At 58.8% G+C, this 20,396-nt stretch carries 24 protein-coding genes; 7 read left to right on the forward strand and 17 right to left on the reverse strand.

Features of this window, described 5'->3' with window-relative positions:
- Positions 1 to 106: 106 nt before the first annotated feature.
- The gene (locus AC2FH8_RS13260; RefSeq protein ID WP_142637196.1) at positions 107 to 442 is read left to right on the forward strand and encodes a cupin domain-containing protein; all 336 of its coding nucleotides are present in this window, start codon (positions 107 to 109) and stop codon (positions 440 to 442) included.
- A gap of 64 nt (positions 443 to 506) precedes the next feature.
- Here AC2FH8_RS13260 and dapD read toward each other — a convergent pair whose 3' ends face one another.
- Both dapD and AC2FH8_RS13270 read right to left on the reverse strand, forming a co-directional pair.
- Positions 507 to 1,334, reverse strand: a complete 828-nt coding sequence (gene dapD, locus AC2FH8_RS13265; RefSeq protein WP_281973038.1) for a 2,3,4,5-tetrahydropyridine-2,6-dicarboxylate N-succinyltransferase — start codon at positions 1,332 to 1,334, stop codon at positions 507 to 509.
- Between the two features lie 108 nt (positions 1,335 to 1,442).
- Entirely contained in the window at positions 1,443 to 2,360 is a 918-nt protein-coding gene (locus tag AC2FH8_RS13270; RefSeq protein WP_281995453.1) for a serine/threonine dehydratase, read from the reverse strand.
- A 79-nt stretch (positions 2,361 to 2,439) separates the two neighbouring features.
- On the opposite strand from AC2FH8_RS13270, the gene AC2FH8_RS13275 reads away from it, so the two are divergent.
- Positions 2,440 to 3,282: an LOG family protein gene (locus AC2FH8_RS13275; protein ID WP_271949574.1), complete on the forward strand. Its 843-nt coding sequence runs from the start codon at positions 2,440 to 2,442 to the stop codon at positions 3,280 to 3,282.
- Positions 3,283 to 3,285: 3 nt separating this feature from the next.
- Entirely contained in the window at positions 3,286 to 4,383 is a 1,098-nt protein-coding gene (locus tag AC2FH8_RS13280) for a cystathionine gamma-lyase (protein ID WP_496689958.1), read from the forward strand.
- On the opposite strand, the gene AC2FH8_RS13285 is transcribed toward AC2FH8_RS13280, so the two are convergent.
- Positions 4,384 to 4,767 carry a hypothetical protein gene (locus AC2FH8_RS13285; protein ID WP_142637207.1) on the reverse strand — a complete coding sequence of 128 codons (384 nt, stop codon included), beginning with the start codon at positions 4,765 to 4,767 and terminating at the stop codon, positions 4,384 to 4,386. It abuts the gene before it with no gap.
- 160 nt (positions 4,768 to 4,927) lie between these two features.
- On the opposite strand from AC2FH8_RS13285, the gene AC2FH8_RS13290 reads away from it, so the two are divergent.
- Positions 4,928 to 5,848 carry a DnaJ C-terminal domain-containing protein gene (locus tag AC2FH8_RS13290; RefSeq protein ID WP_271949567.1) on the forward strand — a complete coding sequence of 307 codons (921 nt, stop codon included), beginning with the start codon at positions 4,928 to 4,930 and terminating at the stop codon, positions 5,846 to 5,848.
- Positions 5,845 to 6,183 (forward strand): hypothetical protein, encoded by a 339-nt coding sequence (locus tag AC2FH8_RS13295; protein WP_281973035.1) that lies wholly within the window; start codon positions 5,845 to 5,847, stop codon positions 6,181 to 6,183. Before AC2FH8_RS13290 ends, AC2FH8_RS13295 begins: the two co-directional genes overlap by 4 nt.
- A gap of 7 nt (positions 6,184 to 6,190) precedes the next feature.
- Here AC2FH8_RS13295 and AC2FH8_RS13300 read toward each other — a convergent pair whose 3' ends face one another.
- From AC2FH8_RS13300 to AC2FH8_RS13320, 5 genes are all read right to left on the reverse strand, one after another.
- Complete coding sequence (locus tag AC2FH8_RS13300; protein ID WP_496689959.1) at positions 6,191 to 6,772, reverse strand: cytochrome P460 family protein; 582 nt, start codon at positions 6,770 to 6,772, stop codon at positions 6,191 to 6,193.
- A gap of 269 nt (positions 6,773 to 7,041) precedes the next feature.
- Complete coding sequence (gene rlmN / locus AC2FH8_RS13305; RefSeq protein WP_496689960.1) at positions 7,042 to 8,232, reverse strand: dual-specificity RNA methyltransferase RlmN; 1,191 nt, start codon at positions 8,230 to 8,232, stop codon at positions 7,042 to 7,044.
- Positions 8,233 to 8,310: 78 nt separating this feature from the next.
- The gene (locus tag AC2FH8_RS13310; protein WP_271949559.1) at positions 8,311 to 8,688 is read right to left on the reverse strand and encodes a lysozyme inhibitor LprI family protein; all 378 of its coding nucleotides are present in this window, start codon (positions 8,686 to 8,688) and stop codon (positions 8,311 to 8,313) included.
- 142 nt (positions 8,689 to 8,830) lie between these two features.
- Entirely contained in the window at positions 8,831 to 8,998 is a 168-nt protein-coding gene (locus AC2FH8_RS13315) for a hypothetical protein (protein ID WP_185956689.1), read from the reverse strand.
- 175 nt (positions 8,999 to 9,173) lie between these two features.
- Entirely contained in the window at positions 9,174 to 9,707 is a 534-nt protein-coding gene (locus AC2FH8_RS13320) for an invasion associated locus B family protein (protein ID WP_496689961.1), read from the reverse strand.
- Positions 9,708 to 9,885: 178 nt separating this feature from the next.
- Between AC2FH8_RS13320 and AC2FH8_RS13325 the strand changes: the two genes are divergently transcribed.
- The gene (locus AC2FH8_RS13325) at positions 9,886 to 10,884 is read left to right on the forward strand and encodes an asparaginase (RefSeq protein WP_496689962.1); all 999 of its coding nucleotides are present in this window, start codon (positions 9,886 to 9,888) and stop codon (positions 10,882 to 10,884) included.
- A gap of 5 nt (positions 10,885 to 10,889) precedes the next feature.
- Here the strand turns inward: AC2FH8_RS13325 and AC2FH8_RS13330 are convergent, their stop codons facing one another.
- The 4 genes from AC2FH8_RS13330 to serB are packed head-to-tail and all read right to left on the reverse strand — an operon-like array spanning position 10,890 to position 12,902.
- A complete protein-coding gene (locus AC2FH8_RS13330; RefSeq protein WP_142637219.1) occupies positions 10,890 to 11,210 on the reverse strand; it encodes a YciI family protein in 321 nt (106 codons plus the stop codon).
- 22 nt (positions 11,211 to 11,232) lie between these two features.
- Positions 11,233 to 11,661 (reverse strand): SRPBCC family protein, encoded by a 429-nt coding sequence (locus tag AC2FH8_RS13335; RefSeq protein ID WP_271949551.1) that lies wholly within the window; start codon positions 11,659 to 11,661, stop codon positions 11,233 to 11,235.
- Positions 11,649 to 11,978 carry an ArsR/SmtB family transcription factor gene (locus tag AC2FH8_RS13340; protein ID WP_142637223.1) on the reverse strand — a complete coding sequence of 110 codons (330 nt, stop codon included), beginning with the start codon at positions 11,976 to 11,978 and terminating at the stop codon, positions 11,649 to 11,651. Before AC2FH8_RS13340 ends, AC2FH8_RS13335 begins: the two co-directional genes overlap by 13 nt.
- A 45-nt stretch (positions 11,979 to 12,023) precedes the next feature.
- On the reverse strand, positions 12,024 to 12,902 hold the full coding sequence (gene serB / locus AC2FH8_RS13345) for a phosphoserine phosphatase SerB (RefSeq protein WP_496689963.1): 879 nt from the start codon (positions 12,900 to 12,902) through the stop codon (positions 12,024 to 12,026).
- A gap of 187 nt (positions 12,903 to 13,089) precedes the next feature.
- Between serB and AC2FH8_RS13350 the strand changes: the two genes are divergently transcribed.
- Positions 13,090 to 14,607: a malonate--CoA ligase gene (locus AC2FH8_RS13350; protein WP_496689964.1), complete on the forward strand. Its 1,518-nt coding sequence runs from the start codon at positions 13,090 to 13,092 to the stop codon at positions 14,605 to 14,607.
- Here AC2FH8_RS13350 and AC2FH8_RS13355 read toward each other — a convergent pair.
- The 5 genes from AC2FH8_RS13355 to AC2FH8_RS13375 all read right to left on the reverse strand — a co-directional run bounded on the left by AC2FH8_RS13355 (position 14,594) and on the right by AC2FH8_RS13375 (position 20,309).
- Positions 14,594 to 15,331, reverse strand: coding sequence for a metallophosphoesterase family protein (locus AC2FH8_RS13355; protein WP_496689965.1), 738 nt, complete (start codon positions 15,329 to 15,331; stop codon positions 14,594 to 14,596). The genes AC2FH8_RS13350 and AC2FH8_RS13355 overlap by 14 nt on opposite strands.
- Before the next feature lie 118 nt (positions 15,332 to 15,449).
- Positions 15,450 to 17,045, reverse strand: a complete 1,596-nt coding sequence (gene serA / locus AC2FH8_RS13360) for a phosphoglycerate dehydrogenase (protein ID WP_142637232.1) — start codon at positions 17,043 to 17,045, stop codon at positions 15,450 to 15,452.
- Between the two features lie 65 nt (positions 17,046 to 17,110).
- Positions 17,111 to 18,292, reverse strand: a complete 1,182-nt coding sequence (locus tag AC2FH8_RS13365) for a phosphoserine transaminase (RefSeq protein ID WP_142637234.1) — start codon at positions 18,290 to 18,292, stop codon at positions 17,111 to 17,113.
- Positions 18,293 to 18,491: 199 nt separating this feature from the next.
- Entirely contained in the window at positions 18,492 to 19,586 is a 1,095-nt protein-coding gene (locus AC2FH8_RS13370) for a Gfo/Idh/MocA family protein (protein WP_496689966.1), read from the reverse strand.
- Between the two features lie 12 nt (positions 19,587 to 19,598).
- Complete coding sequence (locus AC2FH8_RS13375; protein WP_142637238.1) at positions 19,599 to 20,309, reverse strand: GntR family transcriptional regulator; 711 nt, start codon at positions 20,307 to 20,309, stop codon at positions 19,599 to 19,601.
- Between the last annotated feature and the right edge of the window lie 87 nt (positions 20,310 to 20,396).

Here is a 20,396-nt window from a genome sequence, read left to right on the forward strand (position 1 = left end):
TAGCCGCGCACCTGCCTGCGGTCAAGCAGCCGGGGAATTGCAGTGGATCGCCTGTGCCGCCATAGTGCCCGCAGTAACCTGACACCGATCACAAAAGGACGTTGCCATGACTTATCCGGATTTCATCACAGGATTCCCAAGCCTCGACGTGCCCTTCCCCGAAGATGTGGTGCAAACGGCCGTGATCAGATCAGACGCGGGGCTGGTGGCGTTTTTTACCTTTCTTCAGGATTTCGAACTGCCCCTTCATTCCCATCTGGCACAATGGGGAACTGTGGTCGAAGGTGAGATTGAGCTGACCATTGGCGATGAAACCAAGAGCTATGGCCCCGGTGACAGCTATTCGATCCCCGCAGGAGTGGAGCATGGCGGCAAGATCAAAGCCGGGTCGCGCGTCATTGATGTGTTCGAAGAACCGGACCGCTATCCGGTCAAAGGGTAAGCGATAACAAAAAAGGGCCGCAGCGGATCGCGCTGCAGCCCCCTTGTTTGATCCGCGCCCAGTATTAGTCGCGCAGCAGCTCGTTGATCCCGGTTTTCGAGCGGGTCTTTTCATCCACCCGTTTCACGATCACGGCGCAGTAGAGGTTGATGTTGTTCTTGGACGGCATCGAGCCCGCAACAACCACCGAATAGGGCGGAACTTCACCATAGGTGACCTCGCCGGTTTCGCGGTCGACGATCTTGGTCGATTTGCCGATGAACACGCCCATGCCCAGAACCGAGCCTTCGCGCACGATGCAGCCTTCGACCACTTCGGACCGGGCGCCGATAAAGCAGTTGTCTTCGATGATGGTCGGACCCGCCTGCATCGGTTCCAGAACGCCGCCGATCCCAACACCGCCCGACAGATGGACGTTCTTGCCGATCTGCGCGCATGAACCGACGGTGGCCCAAGTATCAACCATTGTGCCCTCGTCCACATAGGCACCCAGGTTCACAAATGACGGCATCAGAACCACGCCGGGCGCAATAAAGGCGGATTTGCGAACGACGCAATTCGGCACCGCGCGAAAGCCAGCGGCCCGCCATTGGTTTTCACCCCAACCCGCGAACTTGCTGTCCACCTTGTCCCACCAGCCGCCGTCCTGAGCGCCGCCGGTCTGGATTTCCATATCCTTGATGCGAAAGCCCAGCAGAACCGCTTTTTTCGCCCACTGGTTCACATGCCAGTCGCCGCTGTTCTGCTTTTCCGCCACCCGCAGCGACCCGCTGTCCAGCGCGTTCAGCGTATCTTCGATCGCTTCGCGAGTCTCGCCGGTGGTGGCGGGGGTGATGGCATCTCGCGCCTCCCAGGCGGCTTCGATGGCGGCTTCCAGTTGCGCGTTGGACATTTGGCGGCTCCCTGCAGATTCTGTTCACGCTTGTGTTGCCTATACGCAAGCGACGGACTGGCTGCAATGCGACGCTGAGCGCGCGCTTTGCGGCTGTTTGTTGCGGTTTCAGCCGTTCAGAGGGTCCGGTGAGATGTTTCCACCACAGATCAGCACCGCCACCCGTTCGCCCGGCTCTGGCGTGTAAGCCCCCGATAGCAGCGCAGCCAAGGCTGTTGCGCCCGCTGGTTCCACCAGAACGCGATGCGCCCGCCACAAGGCCTGCTGCGCTTGAGAAATGGCCTGATCACTGACCAGAACCGATTGCACGCCCTGTGCCAGATCGAAACAAATTGAGCCGATCCGCCGCGCGCCCAGCGCATTTGCCGCAATGCCCGAGACGGACACATCCACCGGTTCTCCCGCCTGCAGGGCTGCATTCAGCGCGCAGGAGGTTTCCGGCTCAACCGCCACGACCTTGCGCGTGCCTTGCAGCCAGGCCAGCGCCCCGGCGATCAGACCGCCACCGCCCACCGCGATCAATACGGTATCCGCTTTCAGGCCCTGTGCCTCCCATTCGGCAAAGCAGGTTCCCTGCCCGGCGACCGTAGCGGGGGCGTCATAGGCGTGAATCTGCATCGCGCCCGACGCATCCTCATACGCCTGCGCCGCAGCAAGAGCGTTGGCATATTCTCCCGGCACCACGCTCAGATCTGCGCCTGCCTGTTCAATCAGCGCAATCTTGGACGGCCCTGCCAGTTCCGGGACAAAAATCTTGGCCGGATAGCCTAGCGCCTGTGCCGCATAGGCTGCGGCTGCGCCATGATTGCCGCCCGATGCGGCCACAACACCAGCCTCGGGCACATCCGAACTGATCAGAGTGTTAAACGCCCCGCGCGCCTTGAAACTGCCGGTGTGCTGCATATGCTCCAGCTTCATTTCCACCGAATAATCGAGACCCAAGACACGGCTTTCCATGACTGGCGTCACTTGTGCATAGCCGGTTATGCGGTGCTGTGCCGCCAGTATTTCGCTCTTCCAATTCATTCTCATCTTTCCGTGACTGGCACTCTGCGCCCGAACCCTATAGCTGTTTGGAAAACACGCAAGCAGGGATCGTTACCCCATGAGAGAAGACCGCCTCAGCCCGTTTCGCGACGCGCAGACCGACCGTTCGACCGCAAGCGAGGTACCCGACACCCCGCAAACCCGCTCACCCGCCTATCGCCTTGCCTTTGCCGATGAGGATTTCCTGTGCCGGGATGAGCTGCGCCCTGTGCGCCTGCAGCTGGAACTGCTCAAGCCCGAGATGATCATGACGGAGCGTGAGATCACCTCGACCATCGTCATGTTCGGCGGCGCGCGTATCCCTGAGCCGTCACAGAAACACACCGCGCGGACGGAAACGCTGGCCGGGCTGTCGGAATATTACGACGAAGCGCGCGAGTTTGCCCGGTTGATGACCGAGAAATCGAACGAAACCGGCGGGCGCGAGAATGTAATCGTCACCGGCGGTGGCCCCGGCGTGATGGAGGCTGGCAACCGCGGCGCGCAGGATGCGAACGGCTGTTCCATCGGCCTGAACATTGTGCTGCCGCATGAACAGGCACCGAACCTGTACGTTACGCCCGAGCTCAGCTTTAACTTCCACTATTTCGCCATCCGCAAGATGCATTTCCTGATGCGCGCCCGCGCCATCACCATCTTCCCCGGCGGCTTTGGCACCATGGATGAGCTGTTCGAGTCCCTGACCCTGATTCAAACCGGCCGTATGGAGCGTGTGCCCTTCCTGCTATTCGGTCGCGCGTTCTGGGAAAAGGTCATCAACTGGGAGGCGCTGGCCGACGCCGGCACCATCTCGGACGAGGATCTAGACCTGTTCCGGTTCGTCGATACCGCGCAAGAGGCGGTCGACATAATCGATAAATGGGAACCCACCCCGCCCCGTGACGAAATACCGGGGCGCTAAACGATGGGGCGCAAGACCGGCGAGATGCTGCATCTGCGGGGCAACGCACTGACCAAGGGCGAGCCCGTGGCCCTGCCCCTGACCCAAAGCAGTATGTTCCACCTGCCCGGCGCGCCGGACGGGCATGATTTCTACGGTCGCGTCAACAACCCAACCTGGGAACATCTGGAACAGGTTCTCGCCCATCTTGAAGACGCCCCCTGCCTGGCTTTCCCGTCGGGCATGGCGGCGATTTCGGCCGCGTTGTTTGCCACGGTCAAAGCCGGGTCGCGCATCCTAATCCCGTCGGATGGCTATTACGTCACCCGCGTGCTGGCCGACCGATTTCTGTCTGGTCTGGGTGTCATAGTGACAGAACGCCCGACAACCGCCTTTTCCGAAGGTGGGTTCGACGGCTTCGATGTGGTCTTTGTCGAAAGCCCCTCGAACCCTGGCCTGGATATGATGGACCTGCCAGCCATCGCGTCGTCCGTGCGCGCGGCAGGCGGCATCACCATTGCCGACAACACAACCCTGACGCCACTGGGCCAACGCCCGTTGGATATGGGCCTAGACATCGTCGTATCCTCGGACACCAAGGCCATGGGCGGGCATTCCGATCTGCTGATGGGACATGTGGCCAGCCGGAACGCAGATATCATGGAGCGGGTCGAGGAATGGCGGCGTGTCTCTGGCGCGATCCCCGGTCCGCACGAGGCCTGGTTGCTGCATCGCGGGTTGGAAACGTTGGATGTTCGGTTCGACCGGATGTGCAGCTCGGCCCAGGTGTTGGCGGAACGGTTGGCAGCGCATCCAGCTGTAAAATACATCCGCTATCCCGGCCTGCCGGGCGACCCGTCCTACACCTTGGCACAGGCTCAGACCACGCGGTTCGGATTCCTTCTTTCGATCACGTTGGAAACCCAGGCCAAGGCCGAAACCTTCATCAACACCTGTCCAATGCTGCGCCCTGCGACGTCTTTTGGCGGCGTTCATAGCTCGGCCGAGCGCCGCGCCCGTTGGGGCGACGACGTTGACCCCGCTTTTGTCCGTCTGTCCGTGGGATGCGAGCCGGTGGTTGAGCTTTGGCAGGCAATCGATGCCAGCCTGAACGCACTGTAATTACTTTTTGGGCGTGCGCAGCTCGGTGAACACGTAGATCGGCAGCACTACGCTGGCGATCAGCGCGCCCAGCCAGACCAGCAGTGTCGCAGCCAGCAGGTTGGAAATTCCGCCAACCGTCAGCCCATTGGTCACCAGATCGGTCACAAGCAGGCCGACAAAGGTCACGATCAACGCGATCCCGCCTTTCAACGAAGGCGCCCTTTTCTCACCCAACTTCAGGATTAGCGGCTCGGCCACCACCTGCACCAGCGTGAATACGATCACCACAACGATGAATGAAATCGGCTTGATTGCAAAACCGGTCAGTAGCAAAGCGGCCAACATTAACCCAATGGCATTGCCCGCCAGCAAGGCCAGAACCGATTTAAGTCTGCGCGTCATCGGCTAATCTCCGTCAATGAATAATATGAAACAGCCTGATAGTATCAGAGATTACGAAACTTGCGAACCAATTTAGCCACCGGTTCTTTTTGACCTGTTGAAATCACGTGATAAAATACCTTCATCATGATCAGCCCTTCCCCCATCCATGAGAGGTGAGATGAGCGACGATCCCTATGCCGCACTTGGCGTGGCCAAAGATGCCAGCGACGCTGAAATCAAAAAAGCGTATCGGCGCATTGCCAAGGAATGCCACCCGGACTTGAAACCCGGGGACGCCGAGGCCGAAGCCAAGTTCAAGGCCGCCGCCGCGGCCTATGATCTGTTGAAAGATCCTGAGACGCGCAAACGCTATGACAATGGTGAGATTGATGCCTCGGGACAGGAACGCCCGCAACAGCAATACTATCGCGATTACGCCGAAGCCGCCGGCAACCCCTATCGCGGGCAGGCGACGGACCCCGACGACATGTCGGATATCTTTGCCGAATTCATGCGGGGTCGCGGCGGATTTGGTGGGCAAGGCGGCCGCGAGTTTCACGCGCCCGGCCACAATCTGAACTTCACGCTTCAGATCAGCTTTCTGGATGCGGTGTTTGGCGCCAGCCAGAAACTGACCCTGCCGGATGGGGACCGGATCGAGGTCAAGATACCCGCAGGGATCACAAGCGGTCAGACCATTCGCCTGCGGGGCAAGGGTGCCGCTGGCTATGGTGAGGGGCCGCGCGGCGATGCGCTGGTGACAGTATCAGTCGCGGATCATCCGGTATTCGACCGTCAGGGAAATGACATTCACATCACGCTGCCCATCACGATTGATGAGGCGGTGCTGGGCGGCAAAGTGGCGGCGCCCACGATCGATGGGGGTGTAAACGTGACCGTCCCGGCGGGAACCAGCAGCGGCAGAACCCTGCGCTTGCGGGGTAAGGGCGTGAAGAAGCGCGGCTCGGCCGAACGGGGCGACCAGTTGATCGAGCTGACCATTTCAATGCCCGATCAAATCGATGATGAGTTGAGGCAATTTATGGATTCATGGCGAGAAACCCACCGCTATGACCCACGCAAAGGAATGCCGTCATGACCCGCACCCTGACCGAAGAGGAACTGATCACCGCCGTAGCCCGGCTGACTTCGACCCGATTGACAGAATATCTGGCCGCCGAAATCGTGATCCCCGAACAAACAGATCGCGGATTGGTCTATCACAGCCTCGACGTTGCCCGGCTGGAGTTGGCCTGCGAGTTGCACGACCAATACGAAATGGAGGCAGACGCAGTGTCGATGATGATTTCCCTGATCGACCAGATGCATGGGTTGCGCGCAGAACTTCGAGAGGTCCTGAACGCCGTCGCAGCGCAGCCAGATCCGGTTCGTCAGCAACTGATCAAAGTGATCGGCACCGCGAGATTTGGGTGAGAGAGGCCTAATTGTCGACCAGATATTCTTCGGGAACGAAGAATGTGTAATCTCGGTCGGCAACCGCCTCGTGGCAATCGTGGCAATACGCAACTGCGTTGGCGCGATCCCCCATCGTGTCCCCAAACACTGACCCATCCGGCATGACCATGATATAACGCCAATCAGCCGTAGCAGGGTTGGCGCCCTCGGCCAGTTTCTGCATGACGAACATCGCGCCGGGATGGCTTTTCCCCTCATCCGTAACGGTCACGCTGTCCTTGGCCAGCACAGACCCCACCGGAAGCTTTTCGCCTTCCGTCAAGGTTGCATAATTATACGCCATCCGGTTTGCATAGCTGTTCACAAATCGCCGACCATGGGTTTCAGATATATAGGGCGCATCGTTGTACAGCGGCCAGTTTTGGTAATTCAGAAGCAGATCCAACTGCGCTGCGGCATAGCCGCGTGCCATCCGGCGCTGCAACGAGTCATAAATTTCACGCGCGTCGTCCTTGGTCAGATCAGCCGGATTTTCGATAGCCAGATGAGCATCCTCATCATTTGACTGCGCAACAACATCAGTTACGGCGACGGCCGCACAAGCCAAAACTAAAACAAAATTAAAGTACGGAATTTTCAATCGAAACATCATAGAGATAACCCAACTCGTAACCTGTTATGCCGCAATCGGCACACGGAGCTGAAATACAAGGTAGCCGCCGTGAACGAATTTGCCACATGCCAGCCACCGAACTCACCCTATTGTGCGCAAGTGAGCCTGGTGCATCCACACCTAGCCAATGAAACATATCAAATTTTGCATTCGATAGACAGCGCCCCAAAAATTAATTTTGCGACGCTCTTCTATTCAGCCGCTTATCCGCGGTCGAGACCGGCCTCGGCCTCAATCTGCTTGCGCGATTTACGGGCGCGTTCGGTGGCCGATTTCAGCTGACCGCAGGCCGCCATAATGTCCTCGCCCCGCGTCTTGCGGATGGGCGAGGCATACCCGGCCTGATAGATGATATTGGCAAAAGCCCGAATACGATTGTTTGAGCTGCGCTTATACGGCGCGCCGGGCCATTCGTTGAACGGGATCAGATTGATCTTGGCCGGGATTTTGTGGCGCTTGATATGTTCGATCAGACGATGCGCATCCTCATCGCTGTCATTCACACCATCAAGCATCACGTATTCAAACGTAATCCGTTCCGAATTGGAAACCTTGGGATAGCTGGCCAAAGCCTGCAGCAACTCTTCGATATTCCAGCGTTTGTTGATCGGCACCAGCACATCGCGGACTTCATTGGTCGTCGCGTGGAACGAAATTGCCAGCAGGCAGCCGATTTCCTTCGCGGTACGCGCAATCTCGGGCACCACGCCCGATGTCGACAGGGTAATCCGGCGGCGAGACAGCGAGATACCTTCGGGGTCCATCGCGATTTTCATCGCGTCGCGGACGTTCTCAAAATTGTAAAGAGGCTCGCCCATACCCATCAGAACGATGTTCGACAGCAGGCGGGTTTCGTCCTTGGGCGCACCCGGTACCGGCCACTCGTCAAGATCATCCCGCGCCATCATCACCTGACCGACAATTTCCGCCGCCGTCAGGTTGCGCACCAGTTTCTGCGTGCCTGTATGGCAGAAGGAACAAGTCAGCGTGCAACCGACCTGAGACGAGATACACAGCGTGCCGCGATCGTCCTCGGGAATATAGACCACCTCGACCTCATGGCCGCCAGCAATACGGACCAGATACTTGCGTGTGCCATCCTCGGACACCTGTCGGGTCACAACCTCGGGGATTTCGATCACGAAATGCTCGGCCAGCTGGGTGCGATAGGCTTTGGCCAGATTGGTCATCTCGGCAAAGTCGCGCACACCCCATTGGTAAATCCACTGCCAGATCTGGCCCGTGCGCATCTTGGCCTGTTTTTCAGGCGTGCCGTGTTCGATCAGGGTCTCGCGCAGGCGATCCCGGGTCAACCCGACAATGTTCACCTTCCCCTCCGGCAATTTGCGGGGGATGGTCATGACGTCTTGAGTGATCGGCGCTTTGGGCGACATAGGTGGGTCTCGAAGATTCTGGCTTGGAATGCGCCTCTATATAGGACTGCGCGCAAAGATCAAAAGAATTCGTCGCGCCTAATTTACAAAACGCAGCAATTCGTCAATCCGCAGGCGCCCCAATTCAATCCGGCAAGAGGTGATACCAATGCCGGTTCCCGACCCACCACCAAAAGACGCGCCGACCGCCTCGCACTGCGCATCACGATACCCGACCCACGCGCTTTGCGCCGCCTCCATCGCAGGCGCCGCGCTTGTCCGTCCGGTCACCTCGTCCAACGCGTTGGCTGCATCCATGGCAAAGCCAAAACTATCGGTCAGCGCGGCCTCAACCCCCGCTTCCATACTGGCAACGCAAGATCCGATTTCGACTTGTGAACTTGCGTTCGTGCATTCCATTGCAGGATCCGCCACAGCCAACGTGGGGGTTAAAACAGCCAGTATCACCAAACGCATGACATACTCCTCGAAGGGTCGTTAAACTAACGCGCTCAGCTTAGCATAGCGACGCCAGAGGTTACAAAAAACCGCGGGGATCAACCCCGCGGTCATTCGAACTCTTATGCCGCCCGGACGTTTCCAGGCCAGCCGTATTGGATCACGCACCTGCTGGTGGAATAAAGCAATCCTCGGCGTCCAGCGTTTTGACCGGATCGTTTGGCCCACATTGCTCTCCCGAAACCGGGTATGTCTCAGCGGATTTATCACAAGCGCTCAGCAATACGACGGCGGTCAGCACAAACAGGCCCAAAACTTTCTTCTGCATCGATGCTCTCCTTTTCTCTCTGCTTGAACCGATTAGTTCAGTATTTCAGAGCGCGGAGCATTGACGCAGATCAAATTTATAGATGACGTTAAGTTAAGCTATGAAGGAGGGCGGTCGTATCCTGCGAAACTGGCACCACTTTGCAAGCCGGGCCACTGCCCGAGCGCTGGCGCGCTCATTTGGTACAGCGTTTCTCGGCGTCGTCTAAAGCGGCTGTGAAGCCCAGCAATGAGAAAGTATCTTTGGTCTGAGTGCCGCGCTCGGACCGGGCGGTCAGCACTGCTTCGGTACCGCTTTTCATGGCAGAGATTACTTTTTGGTCATCACCCTCTGACGCGGGCCAGGCCCATTCGCCTTCGGTGCTGAATTCGAAGCTGTTTCCGTCGATGGATACAGATACGGTCGATCCCGCGGCAAACGGATAGCCCCCGGTGAATGAAACGCGCCCCTTCACATCGGGATCAGGTCTGAACACGACAAACAGCAGGATGTCGCTGCGCCTCACCGAAACAACGCGCCCGCCGCGCGTGTTGACGGTTTCATCCGGCGTTGCAACGCTCCAGCATTCGGTTGGGTCCTCTTCCACAAACACACTCCAGTCGGTGTTTACGGATACTCTATTGGTGCTGTCTGCCTGCTGAGCGGTAGCAGCCGTTGTCATCCCTGCCACGCACAGGCCCGCGATTACGCGGACGAGCTTTGATCCCATCTGTCCAGCCTCCTAGCTCGACCTAATACCTCATACCCACCGGAATGGCTCGCGAACCCTGACGGTTCGTCTGTAAGTTGCGTCTTCCGGTGATTGCCGACATACACACACTATCGCAAGTTTCGCCATAGGCGAAAGGGCGGTTGGCAGTTTTTTGCGCATGTTTAGGAGGGTCCCGATGACGCAGCCTGTAGCAATGACCGAACTATGGCGGGGGCCTTTACTGGAAAGCCTGCATCTGGGGCATGCGGTTATCTGTGATGACACGGGTCAGATCGTGCGCAGCTGGGGCGACCCGGAGGCGATAATCTACCCCCGGTCTTCGGCCAAGATGATACAGGCCCTGCCGTTGATTACATCGGGGGCGGCCGCGAAATACGGGCTGAACAGCGAGCATCTGGCATTGGCCTGTGCCTCGCATAACGGCGCGCATATTCACACAGACAGGGTAACGTCCTGGCTGGACCATCTGGGCCTGGCTGAACCCGATTTGCGCTGTGGGCCGCAAGAGCCTCAGGATATGGCGGCGCGCGACGGGCTGATACTTGCCGACGACACGCCCTGTCAGATCCACAACAACTGCTCGGGCAAACATTGCGGGTTTTTGACGGTAGCACAGCATATGGGTGCCGGGCCGGAATATCTTGAAATCGACCACCCGGTTCAACAGGCCTGTTTGTCCGCGCTGGAAGAAACTACCGGCGAAACCAGCCCTGGCTATGGCATCGATGGCTGTTCCGCCCCGAACTTTGCCACCTCGCTGGTGGGGATGGCACGGTCGATGGCGTGGTTTGCCTCGGCGGCGGACCGGTCGGACCGGGCCAGCGATGCGGCACAACACCTGACCGCGGCGATGATCAAACATCCCGAGCTGGTGGCCGGAGAGACGCGCGCCTGTACCGAGCTGATGCGCGCCATGAACGGGCGCGCCGCGATCAAGACCGGGGCCGAGGCCGTATTCATCGCCATCATCCCTGAAAAACGCATGGGCGTCGCGCTGAAGATCACCGATGGCGCCACCCGTGCCAGCGAATGCGCCATTGCTGCCATTCTGGTCAGCCTCGGCGTACTGGAGGCCGATCACCCGACCACCCGCACCTTTATGAACGCCACGCAATACAGCCGTCGCGGGCTGGAATGTGGCGTGATCCGACCCGCGCCGGGTTTCCCCGGCTAGGGCCGCTACATCTCAATCTCGTGAATCTCGGCCACCTCGACCGAGCCTGACCCGTTTACGACCATGGGGCATCCCTTGGCCATTTCATTGGCGGCGTCGATGCTGTCGGCCTTGATCACGGTAAAGCCGGATACCGGGTTGGCACCGCCATTGTCGACCACACCGCCCGAGCTGACGGTATAGGACTGGCCCACCGGGTTGCCGGGTATTTCTAGTGACGGGCCCATATTCTGAAACCACGCGCCCCAGGCGGCCATGGTTGCTTCGACTTCGGCCGGGTCCGATGGCGTGGTCCCGCCGTGATAGACAAACAGAAACTGTGGCATTTCTTTCCTCCCAGATGAAAACTTATTGCACCAGACCGGCCAGCTTGTTCAGCGTCGAGGTCCAGCCTTTCTCGTGGTTTGCGGCGATCTCGTCATCGCCCAGGTCGCGGTGATCGACCACCAGCCGAGCGCCGCCGCCTGCGGCTTCGATCCGTAGCGTTACATGGCTTTCGGCCCCGCGCTGATCCTGATCGTCATGCCAGCCCCAGGTGAAGCCAACCGAATTGGGCGGATCGACATGGGTCACATGGCCCGAGACCTTGAACCGCTGGCCCTCGCCATTCTGCATGACCGAATACCACGGACCAACGCGCGAAAAATCGAGAGTATGTTCGGGCACATGCACCCCTTCGGGGCCCCACCATTGCAACAGCCGTTCTGCGACACTGATCCACGCAAACAGATCCTCTGGCGGTATCGGGAACGTGCGCTCCAGCTTTAGATCGGCCATGAGGTATCCCTTTCAATAGCATCGCCCAGACGATCCAGACTGCTTTCCCAGAATTGTCGTTTCGAAATGGTCCACTCCGCGATCGCGTACAGACCTTCGGGGCGGATCGAATACATCCGCTGGGTGCCCTGCACCCGTTGCCGAACCAGCCCGGCCTCACGCAAAACCTTCAGGTGGCGCGAGACCGCAGCACCCGACATGCCGCGCCCTTCGATCAGGTCGCCCGCGGGCTGCTCTCCGTCCTGCATCAACTGTTCAACGATGGAAAACCGCGTGGCGTCGGACAATGCGGAGAATGTGGTCAGAAGCGTATTCATGGCCACTGTTTAACATTTTTGTTAAATAAAGGGAAGCCCCGGCTTTCAGGCTTGGGCAAATTCCTGCCGCGCATAGCCCTGCAGATACAAAAGCGCGGTCAAATCGCCATGGTTGACGCGCACTTCGCATTGTTCCGCGACCGAAGGCTTTGCATGCAGCGCAACCCCGGTTCCGGCCCGGCCCAACATGCCCAGATCATTTGCCCCGTCACCCACAGCGATCACATCGTTTTCGGACAGGCCCAGACGCGCGGTGATCTGTTCCAAAGCATCAACTTTGGCCTGTCGTCCCAGAATCGGTCGCTGCACATCGCCGGTCAGTTTGCCGTTTTCGGCCAGCAGAGTGTTGGCACGGTTTTCGTCAAACCCCAATTCACTGCCCACCTTGGCAGTAAACGCCGTGAACCCGCCCGAGACCAGTGCCGCATAGCCGCCATTGGCGCGCATCGTCGCGACCAGCTCCTTCCCACCGGGCATCAAGGTGATGCGTTCGGCCAGAACCTTGCCGATCACGGCCTCATCCAACCCTTTCAGCAACCCGACCCGTTCGGTCAGCGCGCCTTCGAAATCCAATTCGCCATTCATTGCGCGGGCGGTGATGTCCTTGACGCGGTCGCCGACCCCGGCCTCATCCGCCAGTTCGTCGATGCATTCCTGCTGGATCATGGTGCTGTCCATATCCGCCAACAGCATCTTTTTGCGCCGCCCCTCGGCAGGCTGCACGATCAGGTCAACGCCAAGCTTCTGCAAATCACCCCAGACATCCCATTGGTTGCCCGGAAGTTCCTGCAGCGCGAACTCAGCCGCCTCATCCGGGCTGAGCCAGATGATCTCGGCCCCGCCCCAGGCATTCCGCAACGACTCGACCAGCGCCAAATCCAGCGTTCGCGTTTCGGGATTGGTCAACAGGGTGGCAACATACATAGTCTATCTCCGGCGAATTCACCTGCGATTAACGCAGATAGCCCCCGATCGCCAGAAGACAGTTTGTCCGCAGCAACCTCTGGCACATCATGCGGACCGAACGGCGACCGATTGCGCCATTCAGGGCTTTACCAGCACGCCATTCCAAGACAGATTCGCCAGGACTGGACAGAAAGGAACTCGGTAAATGGGCAACCTGCTTTACGATCGCTTGTTTGGCATTCACGCGGGCAAAGAAACGCCTTTCCTGCATCTGCCCAACGGTCAGGTGCTGACCCATTCTGATTTCCTGGACATGGCATCTCGGTTGGCCAATACCCTAATCGGCTTTGAGCTCGAACCCGGACAACGCGTTGCGGTTCAGGTGGAAAAGTCGCCCGAAGCGCTTGCGCTGTTTGCTGCTTGTGTGCAGACCGGTCTGGTTTTTCTGCCACTCAACACTGCCTATACGGTCAGCGAACTGAGCTATTTCATTGAAAACAGCGGCGCTGCGCTGGTGGTCTGCGATGATGTAAATAAGGCTGGTCTGGCACCCGTCGCCGCCGCCCAGAAGGCACGGCTTGAAACGCTAAACGCTGATGGATCCGGCAGCCTGATGCGGCGTGCGCTGGGTATGCTGCCTGCTTTCGAGCCGGTCAACCGCACCGAGGATGATCTGGCCGCCTTCCTGTACACGTCCGGCACGACCGGCCGATCCAAGGGCGCGATGTTGTCACAGGCCAATCTGCTGTCGAATGCCGAAACATTGGTACGGGAATGGCGGTTTACCGACGATGACGTGTTGCTGCATGCTCTGCCAATCTTTCACACTCATGGGCTGTTCGTGGCAACCAACGTGGTACTGGCTTCGGGCGGGTCGATGATCTTTCTGCCGAAATTCGATCTGGATGAGGTACTGCGGCATTTGCCTGATGCAACCGCGATGATGGGGGTTCCGACCTTCTACACCCGTCTGTTGGATGACGACCGGTTCACCGGCGATCTGGCACGTCATATGCGGCTGTTCATCTCGGGCTCGGCCCCAATGCTGGCCGAAACGCATCAGCAGTTTGAGGCCCGCACCGGGCACCGCATTCTTGAACGCTACGGTATGACCGAGACCAACATGAACACCTCGAACCCCTATGACGGTGAACGCCGCGCCGGATCCGTGGGGTTCCCCTTGCCGGGCGTTGAGCTCAAAGTGACCGACTCTGAGACGGGTGAAACCTTGCCGCAGGGCGAAATCGGCATGATCGAGGTGCGTGGCCCCAACGTCTTTCAGGGCTATTGGGAAATGCCCGAGAAGACCGCAGCAGAGTTGCGCGAGGACGGGTTCTTTATCACCGGCGACCTTGGACGTGTGGACGCGGACGGCTATGTCCATATCGTCGGACGCGGCAAGGACCTGATCATCTCGGGCGGGTACAACATCTATCCCAAAGAGGTCGAACTGGTGCTGGACGACCAACTCGGTGTTCTGGAAAGCGCAGTTATCGGCGTGCCCCATCCGGATTTCGGCGAAACCGTGTTGGGCCTGTTGGTAGCCGAACCAAACAAGTCGCCCGACCTCGAGGCCATCATGGCAAGCGCACAGACCCAACTGGCGCGATTCAAACATCCCCGCAAGCTGATAGTGCTAAACGAATTGCCGCGCAATACGATGGGCAAAGTGCAAAAAAACGCGCTACGCGAAGCTTACAAAGACCTGTTTACCGAAGACTAGGTCTCAGCGGCGCGCGCCCCTGTGCGGTCAGCAACCAGCAATCACGGCCCTCGAACACGGCAGTGGCCAACGGATGACCATAGCCCGCGCCCGCATCCAAATTGATCCGATTGCCGCAATGTTCCGCCGCATCCACAGGGGTGTGACCATGCACGATCAGCCAGGGGTGCGGGCCAGATTCAACCAAAAATTCCTGCCGTATCCAAACCAGGTCATCTTCGGATTGCTGCGACAGTGGAAGACCGGGCCTGATGCCAGCGTGGACGAACAGCAGCTCATCCTCTTGATGGTAAACTGGCAAAGCGTTGATGAAATCCAGATGTGCTGGCGGTACGGCGGCACAGGCCCGTTCATGGACCTGATAGATGCGGTCATTGTCCGTGACTTCAACCCCGTAGGAGGCCAGCGTTTCCCGACCACCCAGCCGTGGGTTCAGCCAGTTCAGCGTGACGGGCAGTTGCTTATCTGCAATTTCGCGCTCTTGCACGAAGCGAGCCATCATTCGGTCGTGGTTGCCCTTGACCATGACCCAGTTGCGCCCCGCCTTTTGGCCTTCGATCAGCAGGTCCAACACGGCGCGGCTGTCCGGGCCCCGGTCGACATAGTCACCCAGAAACACAATCTTTGCATCTGGCCCGCCATCGGCCTCGATCCGCGACAGCGCAACCTGCAGCATGCCGAGCTGGCCGTGGATGTCACCGATTGCATAAATTGGCGAGGACATGGAAAACCCTAAATCAACAGGAACACCCTGCTTGTGACGCGTCTTGGCGGCCAGGAAAAGAAAATACCCACGCCTTGGAAGACGCGGGTATGAAGTGTCTCAGATATTCAACACCGCCTCAGGCAACGTCGAACTCCAGCGGTTTGATTTGCGTGAACAGGCCGGTTTCGGCCAGCTTTGCCCGCGCTTCGGCTGGTACGGGTTCATCAACATAAAGCAAGGCAATCGCCTCCCCCCCTGCCTCGGTGCGTCCGAGGGTAAAGTTCGCGATATTGACGCTGTGCTCACCCATGGCCTGACCTAACGCACCGATGATACCCGGCACATCTTCGTTCGTGGTATAGAGCATGTGCGCGCCCACCTCGGCGTCGATATTGATGCCTTTGATCTGAATGAAGCGCGGCTTGCCATCGCTGAACACGGTTCCGCCGATCGAACGCTCGCGTTTCTCGGTCACGACGGTCACCTTGATATAGCCCTCGAAGGCGCCAGACTTGTCCTGATTGGTGGTCGAAATCTGAATACCACGTTCCTTGGCCACAACCGGGGCCGAAACCATGTTCACCTCGGGATTGAACTTCTTCATGATCCCGGCAACAGCCGAGCAGTTCAAAGCGGCAAGGTTCATTTCCGACGCAACACCATCATAGAGGATGTTGATCGCCTTGATCGGCTCATCCGTCATCTGACCGATGAAACCGCCCAGATGCCCGGCCAGTTTGATCCAGGGCCCCATGACCTTGGCCTCTTCCGCCGTCACGCTGGGCATGTTCAGCGCGTTTTCCACCGCGCCGGTCAGCAGATAGTTCGAGATCTGCTCGGCCACCTGCAGCGCCACGTTTTCCTGCGCCTCGGTCGTGGCGGCACCCAGATGCGGGGTGCAGACGACATTGGGCAGGTTGAACAGCGCGTTGTCCTTGGCCGGTTCTTCGCTGAACACGTCAAAGGCGGCACCGGCAACGTGACCGGATTGCAGAGCCTCGGCCAGCGCCTCTTCATCGACCAGACCGCCGCGGGCACAGTTGACGATGCGCACGCCAGGCTTGGTCTTGGCCAGATTTTCGCGGCTGAGAATGTTGCGAGTCTGATCGGTCAGCGGCACATGCAAGGTGATGAAATCGGCACGCGACAGCAGCTCATCCAGTTCAACCTTTTCAACACCCATCTTGGCGGCTTTCTCTTCGCCCAGATAGGGATCATAGGCGACAACCTTCATTTTCAGGCCCAGGGCGCGTTCGCAGACGATCCCGCCAATATTGCCCGCACCAATGACGCCCAAGGTTTTGTTGGTCAGCTCGATCCCCATGAACTTAGACTTTTCCCATTTGCCCGCATGGGTCGAAGTGCTGGCCTCGGGGATCTGCCGCGCCACGGCGAACATCATCGCAATCGCGTGCTCGGCTGTGGTGATCATGTTGCCAAAGGGCGTGTTCATCACGATGACGCCCTTCTTGCTGGCGGCATCCTTGTCGACATTGTCGGTGCCGATGCCGGCGCGACCTATGACTTTCAGCTTGTCCGCATGTTCCAGCAAGGTCGGCGTGACCTTGGTGGCCGAGCGGATGGCAAGGCCGTCATATTGGCCAATCACTTCGGCCAGTTTATCTTTGTCCTTGCCCAGATCGGGCATGAAATCCACGTCGATGCCGCGGTCGCGGAAAATCTGAACAGCGGTTTCACTGAGTTTGTCAGAAACGAGTACTTTGGGAGCCATGTCTGTGGTCCTTGAATGTAATGAGATGTCCGGGCCTGAGGCGGCCCGGTGAAGATTGGGAAAGATCAGGCGGCTTCAGTTTGTGCTGCGAGCTCAGCCTCGAAGGCCCAGGCTAGCCAGGGCAACATCGCTTCGATATCCGAAGTTTCGACCGTGCCGCCGCACCAGATACGCAGGCCCGCAGGTGCGTCGCGATAAGCCCCGATATCCAACGCGATATTCTCGGCCTCCAACCGCTTTGCAACGGCCTTGGCAAAGGCTGCGCCGTCCCGGATGCGCGCATCGGTGAATTTCAGACAGACAGACGTATTCGACTGCGTCGCCGGGTCGTCAGCCAGGTTAGCGATCCAGCCATTCTGCTCGCAGAACGCATGCACCGCACCGGCATTCGCATCGGCCCGGCCAATCAATCCCTGCAGACCACCAACTGAGCGCGCCCAATCCAATGCGAACAGATAGTCCTCAACCGCCAGCATCGACGGGGTGTTGATCGTGGCGCCAGTAAAGATACCATCGATCAGCTTACCGCCCTTGGTCAGGCGGAAAATCTTGGGCAATGGCCATGCGGGGGTATAGCTTTCAAGCCGCTCCACAGCGCGCGGGGAAAGGATCAGCATCCCATGCGCCGCCTCTCCGCCCAGAACTTTCTGCCAGCTAAACGTGGTCACATCCAACTTGTCCCACGGCAGGTCCATCGCGAAGGCCGCCGAAGTCGCATCGCAGATCGTCAAACCCTGACGGTCATCCGCGATCCAGTCACCGTTTGGCACCCGCACGCCCGAAGTCGTGCCGTTCCATGTAAAGACCACGTCATGGAAGAAGTCGACCGAGGCCAGATCGATGATCTGCCCATAATCGGCTGTTTTCACTTCGGCGTCGATTTTTAGCTGCTTGACCACATCCGTGATCCATCCCGCGCCAAAACTTTCCCAGGCCAGCATCTCGACCTTGCGTTCACCCAACAGCGACCACAGCGCCATCTCAACCGCGCCAGTGTCAGACGCGGGAACGATGCCGATCTTGTAATCTGCTGGAATGCCCAGCACTTCACGCGTACCTTCGATGGCCGCTTTCAGCTTGTCCTTGCCAACAGCAGCGCGATGCGAACGGCCAAGCGCTGCGTCAGCCAGTTTGGTCAGGTCAAATGTGGGGGGTTTGGCGCAGGGGCCCGAGGAAAAGCGCGGATTTGCCGGCCGCATTTCAGGTTTGCGCACGGCGTCATGCGACGCCGGTTGTTCGATAGTCATGTGTATTACCCTTCCAGATACACGCCCCTCGTTGGGGAGGGGTGTCCCACGGACAGAGCTAGGGTGCAGACGCAGCATCAACAAGCGAAAAAGACCCATCAGAAATCAAAAACGACAGGTTTTTATGCGCAAGTTGGGGGAGCGCGTTTCCGATAGGCGCAATTTCGTCACCGGCACAGCGCATCGTCCTTGTTGCCTATCAGGTCAACCGAACGGCTTCACCCGTTGCCAGCGCCTGTTGTGCCGCCAACCCCATACGAACGGACCACAGCCCATCCTGCAGCGTCACATCCGGCGCAGCCCGCTCGCCTCGAACAAGCGCCAGGAACCCCTGATGCTGGTAATAGGTCGAGCCATTGTGGTCCCCGGCGGCCAGCAGGCGCGGATCGACGGGGATGTCCTGTGACACCGGCCCCTTCGGATTACGCGGGCTGACAATCACCTGCGGCACCGGCGGCTCACCCAGATGATCGGGCCAAAAGCGCCCCGGCCCCGGCACCAGCGCCTCGATCTTGGCCAGTTGTCCTGTGGCCGAGATTTCCTCTTGGTACCGCGATCCTTCGGCGAACATGCACAGTTCCAGCATCGCCCGCGTGCCGTTGGCGAAATCAACCAGAACATAACCGTGATCCAGAATATCCGGCGTTTCCCCATCATAGCTTTCGTCCAGATGGTTTACCGCCTGCCCACCGCTGGCGGTGATCCGCACCGGATCGGACCCAAGGATCAGCCGCATCAGGTCGAAGAAATGGCAGCATTTCTCGACAAATGTGCCGCCGGTATTGCGGTTGAACCGGTTCCAGTTGCCGACCTTTTCCAGAAAGGGAAATCGATGTTCTCGGATCGTCAGCATCTGCACCCCGCCGGTGGATTGGAGCCCTTTGATCAAAGCGGCAATCGGAGGCATATAGCGATATTCCATCGCCACCCAGATTGGATGGGGATAGTCACGCTGCACCGTTTCCAGCCGCGCCGCATCCTGCGGATCGGTAAAAAGCGGCTTTTCCACCAACAGGGGCAGTGGGCGCATCGCCGCAATGTCGCAGATCTGATCCACATGCAGGTGGTTCGGGCTGGCGATGACCAGGCAATCGAGATCCTCGACCGCCAGAAGATCAGCCACCGACCCCACCATCACAGCCTCGGGCGCGATCTCTTGCGCGGCGTGGGCCATCTGCGGGTCGGGCTCATAGATTGCCGCCACGCGCGTGCCATCCAGCAGAGCGATATTATGCAGGTGCTCCTGCCCCATCATGCCGCATCCGATCAGCCCGTAATTGATGGTCCGGGTCATGCGCGTTTCCTTTTACTTCAAGCGTTGAACATAGGTGGCCCGATCCGGATCGAACCAAGTTTTAGAGAATTCGACGGGTTCGACCTGTTCTGACCAGCTGAACCGCTCGATATACCCGACCGTCTGCCCGAAGGGCTTGGTAAAGCCCGTCGGTGTCCAATCGGGCAGCGCGGCGATTGAAACCCTGTCTACGGCCCGCGTGATCCAGAACCCCAACTGCTGCTGATAATAGCGATACAGCGAGTCAGACAGCAGGTTGCCGTCGATCAAACCCACTGATTCGTCGAGCCATATCTCTTCGACCGCGATGATTGTGTCATTCAAATAGCGCATCCGGCGCACGCGCGACCCCGTGGCCGCGGCTCCGAAACCGGGCAGATTGGCAGGCTTTTCCAGATGATCGACCGACAGGATATCCGCGCTTGGCAAACCGCCCCCTTCGGGCAGCTCAAGCCGGAACATCGCATAGACGCTGTTCTGCGTTCCGGTCTCACGGATGTAATTGCCCGAGCCCTGAATGCGTTCCAACATCCCTTTTTTCTCAAGCTCAGACAGCGATTTTCGCAGGGTCCCGACCGAGACATTCAGGTCCGCCGCCATGTCCCGTTCCGGCGGCAGGCGCTCACCGTCAATCAGACGGCCGGCCGCAATATCGCGGATCAGCAGTTCTGCAATCTGAACATATATCGGAAGGGCATTGGGGTTTCGGCTTGTGGGGGGCACGTCGGGGCGCTTCGATTGGTCACAGGAAAAATTGATACACTATTGATCTACATCAATGTGATTGCTACGCAAGAGAAAAAGCAAATC

The organism is Ruegeria sp. CDSC025 (assembly GCF_059610805.1).

Excerpts from the sequence above, each read along its gene's own strand:
- serB (WP_496689963.1), bottom strand. The coding sequence starts at position 12,902 with ATGTATGTTGCCACCCTGTTGACCAATCCCGAAACGCGAACGCTGGAT.
- AC2FH8_RS13340 (WP_142637223.1), bottom strand. The coding sequence starts at position 11,978 with ATGAATACGCTTCTGACCACATTCTCCGCATTGTCCGACGCCACGCGG.
- serA (WP_142637232.1), bottom strand. The coding sequence starts at position 17,045 with ATGGCTCCCAAAGTACTCGTTTCTGACAAACTCAGTGAAACCGCTGTT.
- AC2FH8_RS13290 (WP_271949567.1), top strand. The coding sequence starts at position 4,928 with ATGAGCGACGATCCCTATGCCGCACTTGGCGTGGCCAAAGATGCCAGC.
- AC2FH8_RS13350 (WP_496689964.1), top strand. The coding sequence starts at position 13,090 with ATGGGCAACCTGCTTTACGATCGCTTGTTTGGCATTCACGCGGGCAAA.
- AC2FH8_RS13335 (WP_271949551.1), bottom strand. The coding sequence starts at position 11,661 with ATGGCCGATCTAAAGCTGGAGCGCACGTTCCCGATACCGCCAGAGGAT.
- AC2FH8_RS13295 (WP_281973035.1), top strand. The coding sequence starts at position 5,845 with ATGACCCGCACCCTGACCGAAGAGGAACTGATCACCGCCGTAGCCCGG.
- AC2FH8_RS13355 (WP_496689965.1), bottom strand. The coding sequence starts at position 15,331 with ATGTCCTCGCCAATTTATGCAATCGGTGACATCCACGGCCAGCTCGGC.
- rlmN (WP_496689960.1), bottom strand. The coding sequence starts at position 8,232 with ATGTCGCCCAAAGCGCCGATCACTCAAGACGTCATGACCATCCCCCGC.
- AC2FH8_RS13310 (WP_271949559.1), bottom strand. The coding sequence starts at position 8,688 with ATGCGTTTGGTGATACTGGCTGTTTTAACCCCCACGTTGGCTGTGGCG.
- AC2FH8_RS13270 (WP_281995453.1), bottom strand. The coding sequence starts at position 2,360 with ATGAATTGGAAGAGCGAAATACTGGCGGCACAGCACCGCATAACCGGC.
- AC2FH8_RS13370 (WP_496689966.1), bottom strand. The coding sequence starts at position 19,586 with ATGACCCGGACCATCAATTACGGGCTGATCGGATGCGGCATGATGGGG.
- AC2FH8_RS13315 (WP_185956689.1), bottom strand. The coding sequence starts at position 8,998 with ATGCAGAAGAAAGTTTTGGGCCTGTTTGTGCTGACCGCCGTCGTATTG.
- AC2FH8_RS13285 (WP_142637207.1), bottom strand. The coding sequence starts at position 4,767 with ATGACGCGCAGACTTAAATCGGTTCTGGCCTTGCTGGCGGGCAATGCC.
- dapD (WP_281973038.1), bottom strand. The coding sequence starts at position 1,334 with ATGTCCAACGCGCAACTGGAAGCCGCCATCGAAGCCGCCTGGGAGGCG.
- AC2FH8_RS13325 (WP_496689962.1), top strand. The coding sequence starts at position 9,886 with ATGACGCAGCCTGTAGCAATGACCGAACTATGGCGGGGGCCTTTACTG.
- AC2FH8_RS13365 (WP_142637234.1), bottom strand. The coding sequence starts at position 18,292 with ATGACTATCGAACAACCGGCGTCGCATGACGCCGTGCGCAAACCTGAA.
- AC2FH8_RS13320 (WP_496689961.1), bottom strand. The coding sequence starts at position 9,707 with ATGGGATCAAAGCTCGTCCGCGTAATCGCGGGCCTGTGCGTGGCAGGG.
- AC2FH8_RS13330 (WP_142637219.1), bottom strand. The coding sequence starts at position 11,210 with ATGCCACAGTTTCTGTTTGTCTATCACGGCGGGACCACGCCATCGGAC.
- AC2FH8_RS13275 (WP_271949574.1), top strand. The coding sequence starts at position 2,440 with ATGAGAGAAGACCGCCTCAGCCCGTTTCGCGACGCGCAGACCGACCGT.
- AC2FH8_RS13280 (WP_496689958.1), top strand. The coding sequence starts at position 3,286 with ATGGGGCGCAAGACCGGCGAGATGCTGCATCTGCGGGGCAACGCACTG.
- AC2FH8_RS13260 (WP_142637196.1), top strand. The coding sequence starts at position 107 with ATGACTTATCCGGATTTCATCACAGGATTCCCAAGCCTCGACGTGCCC.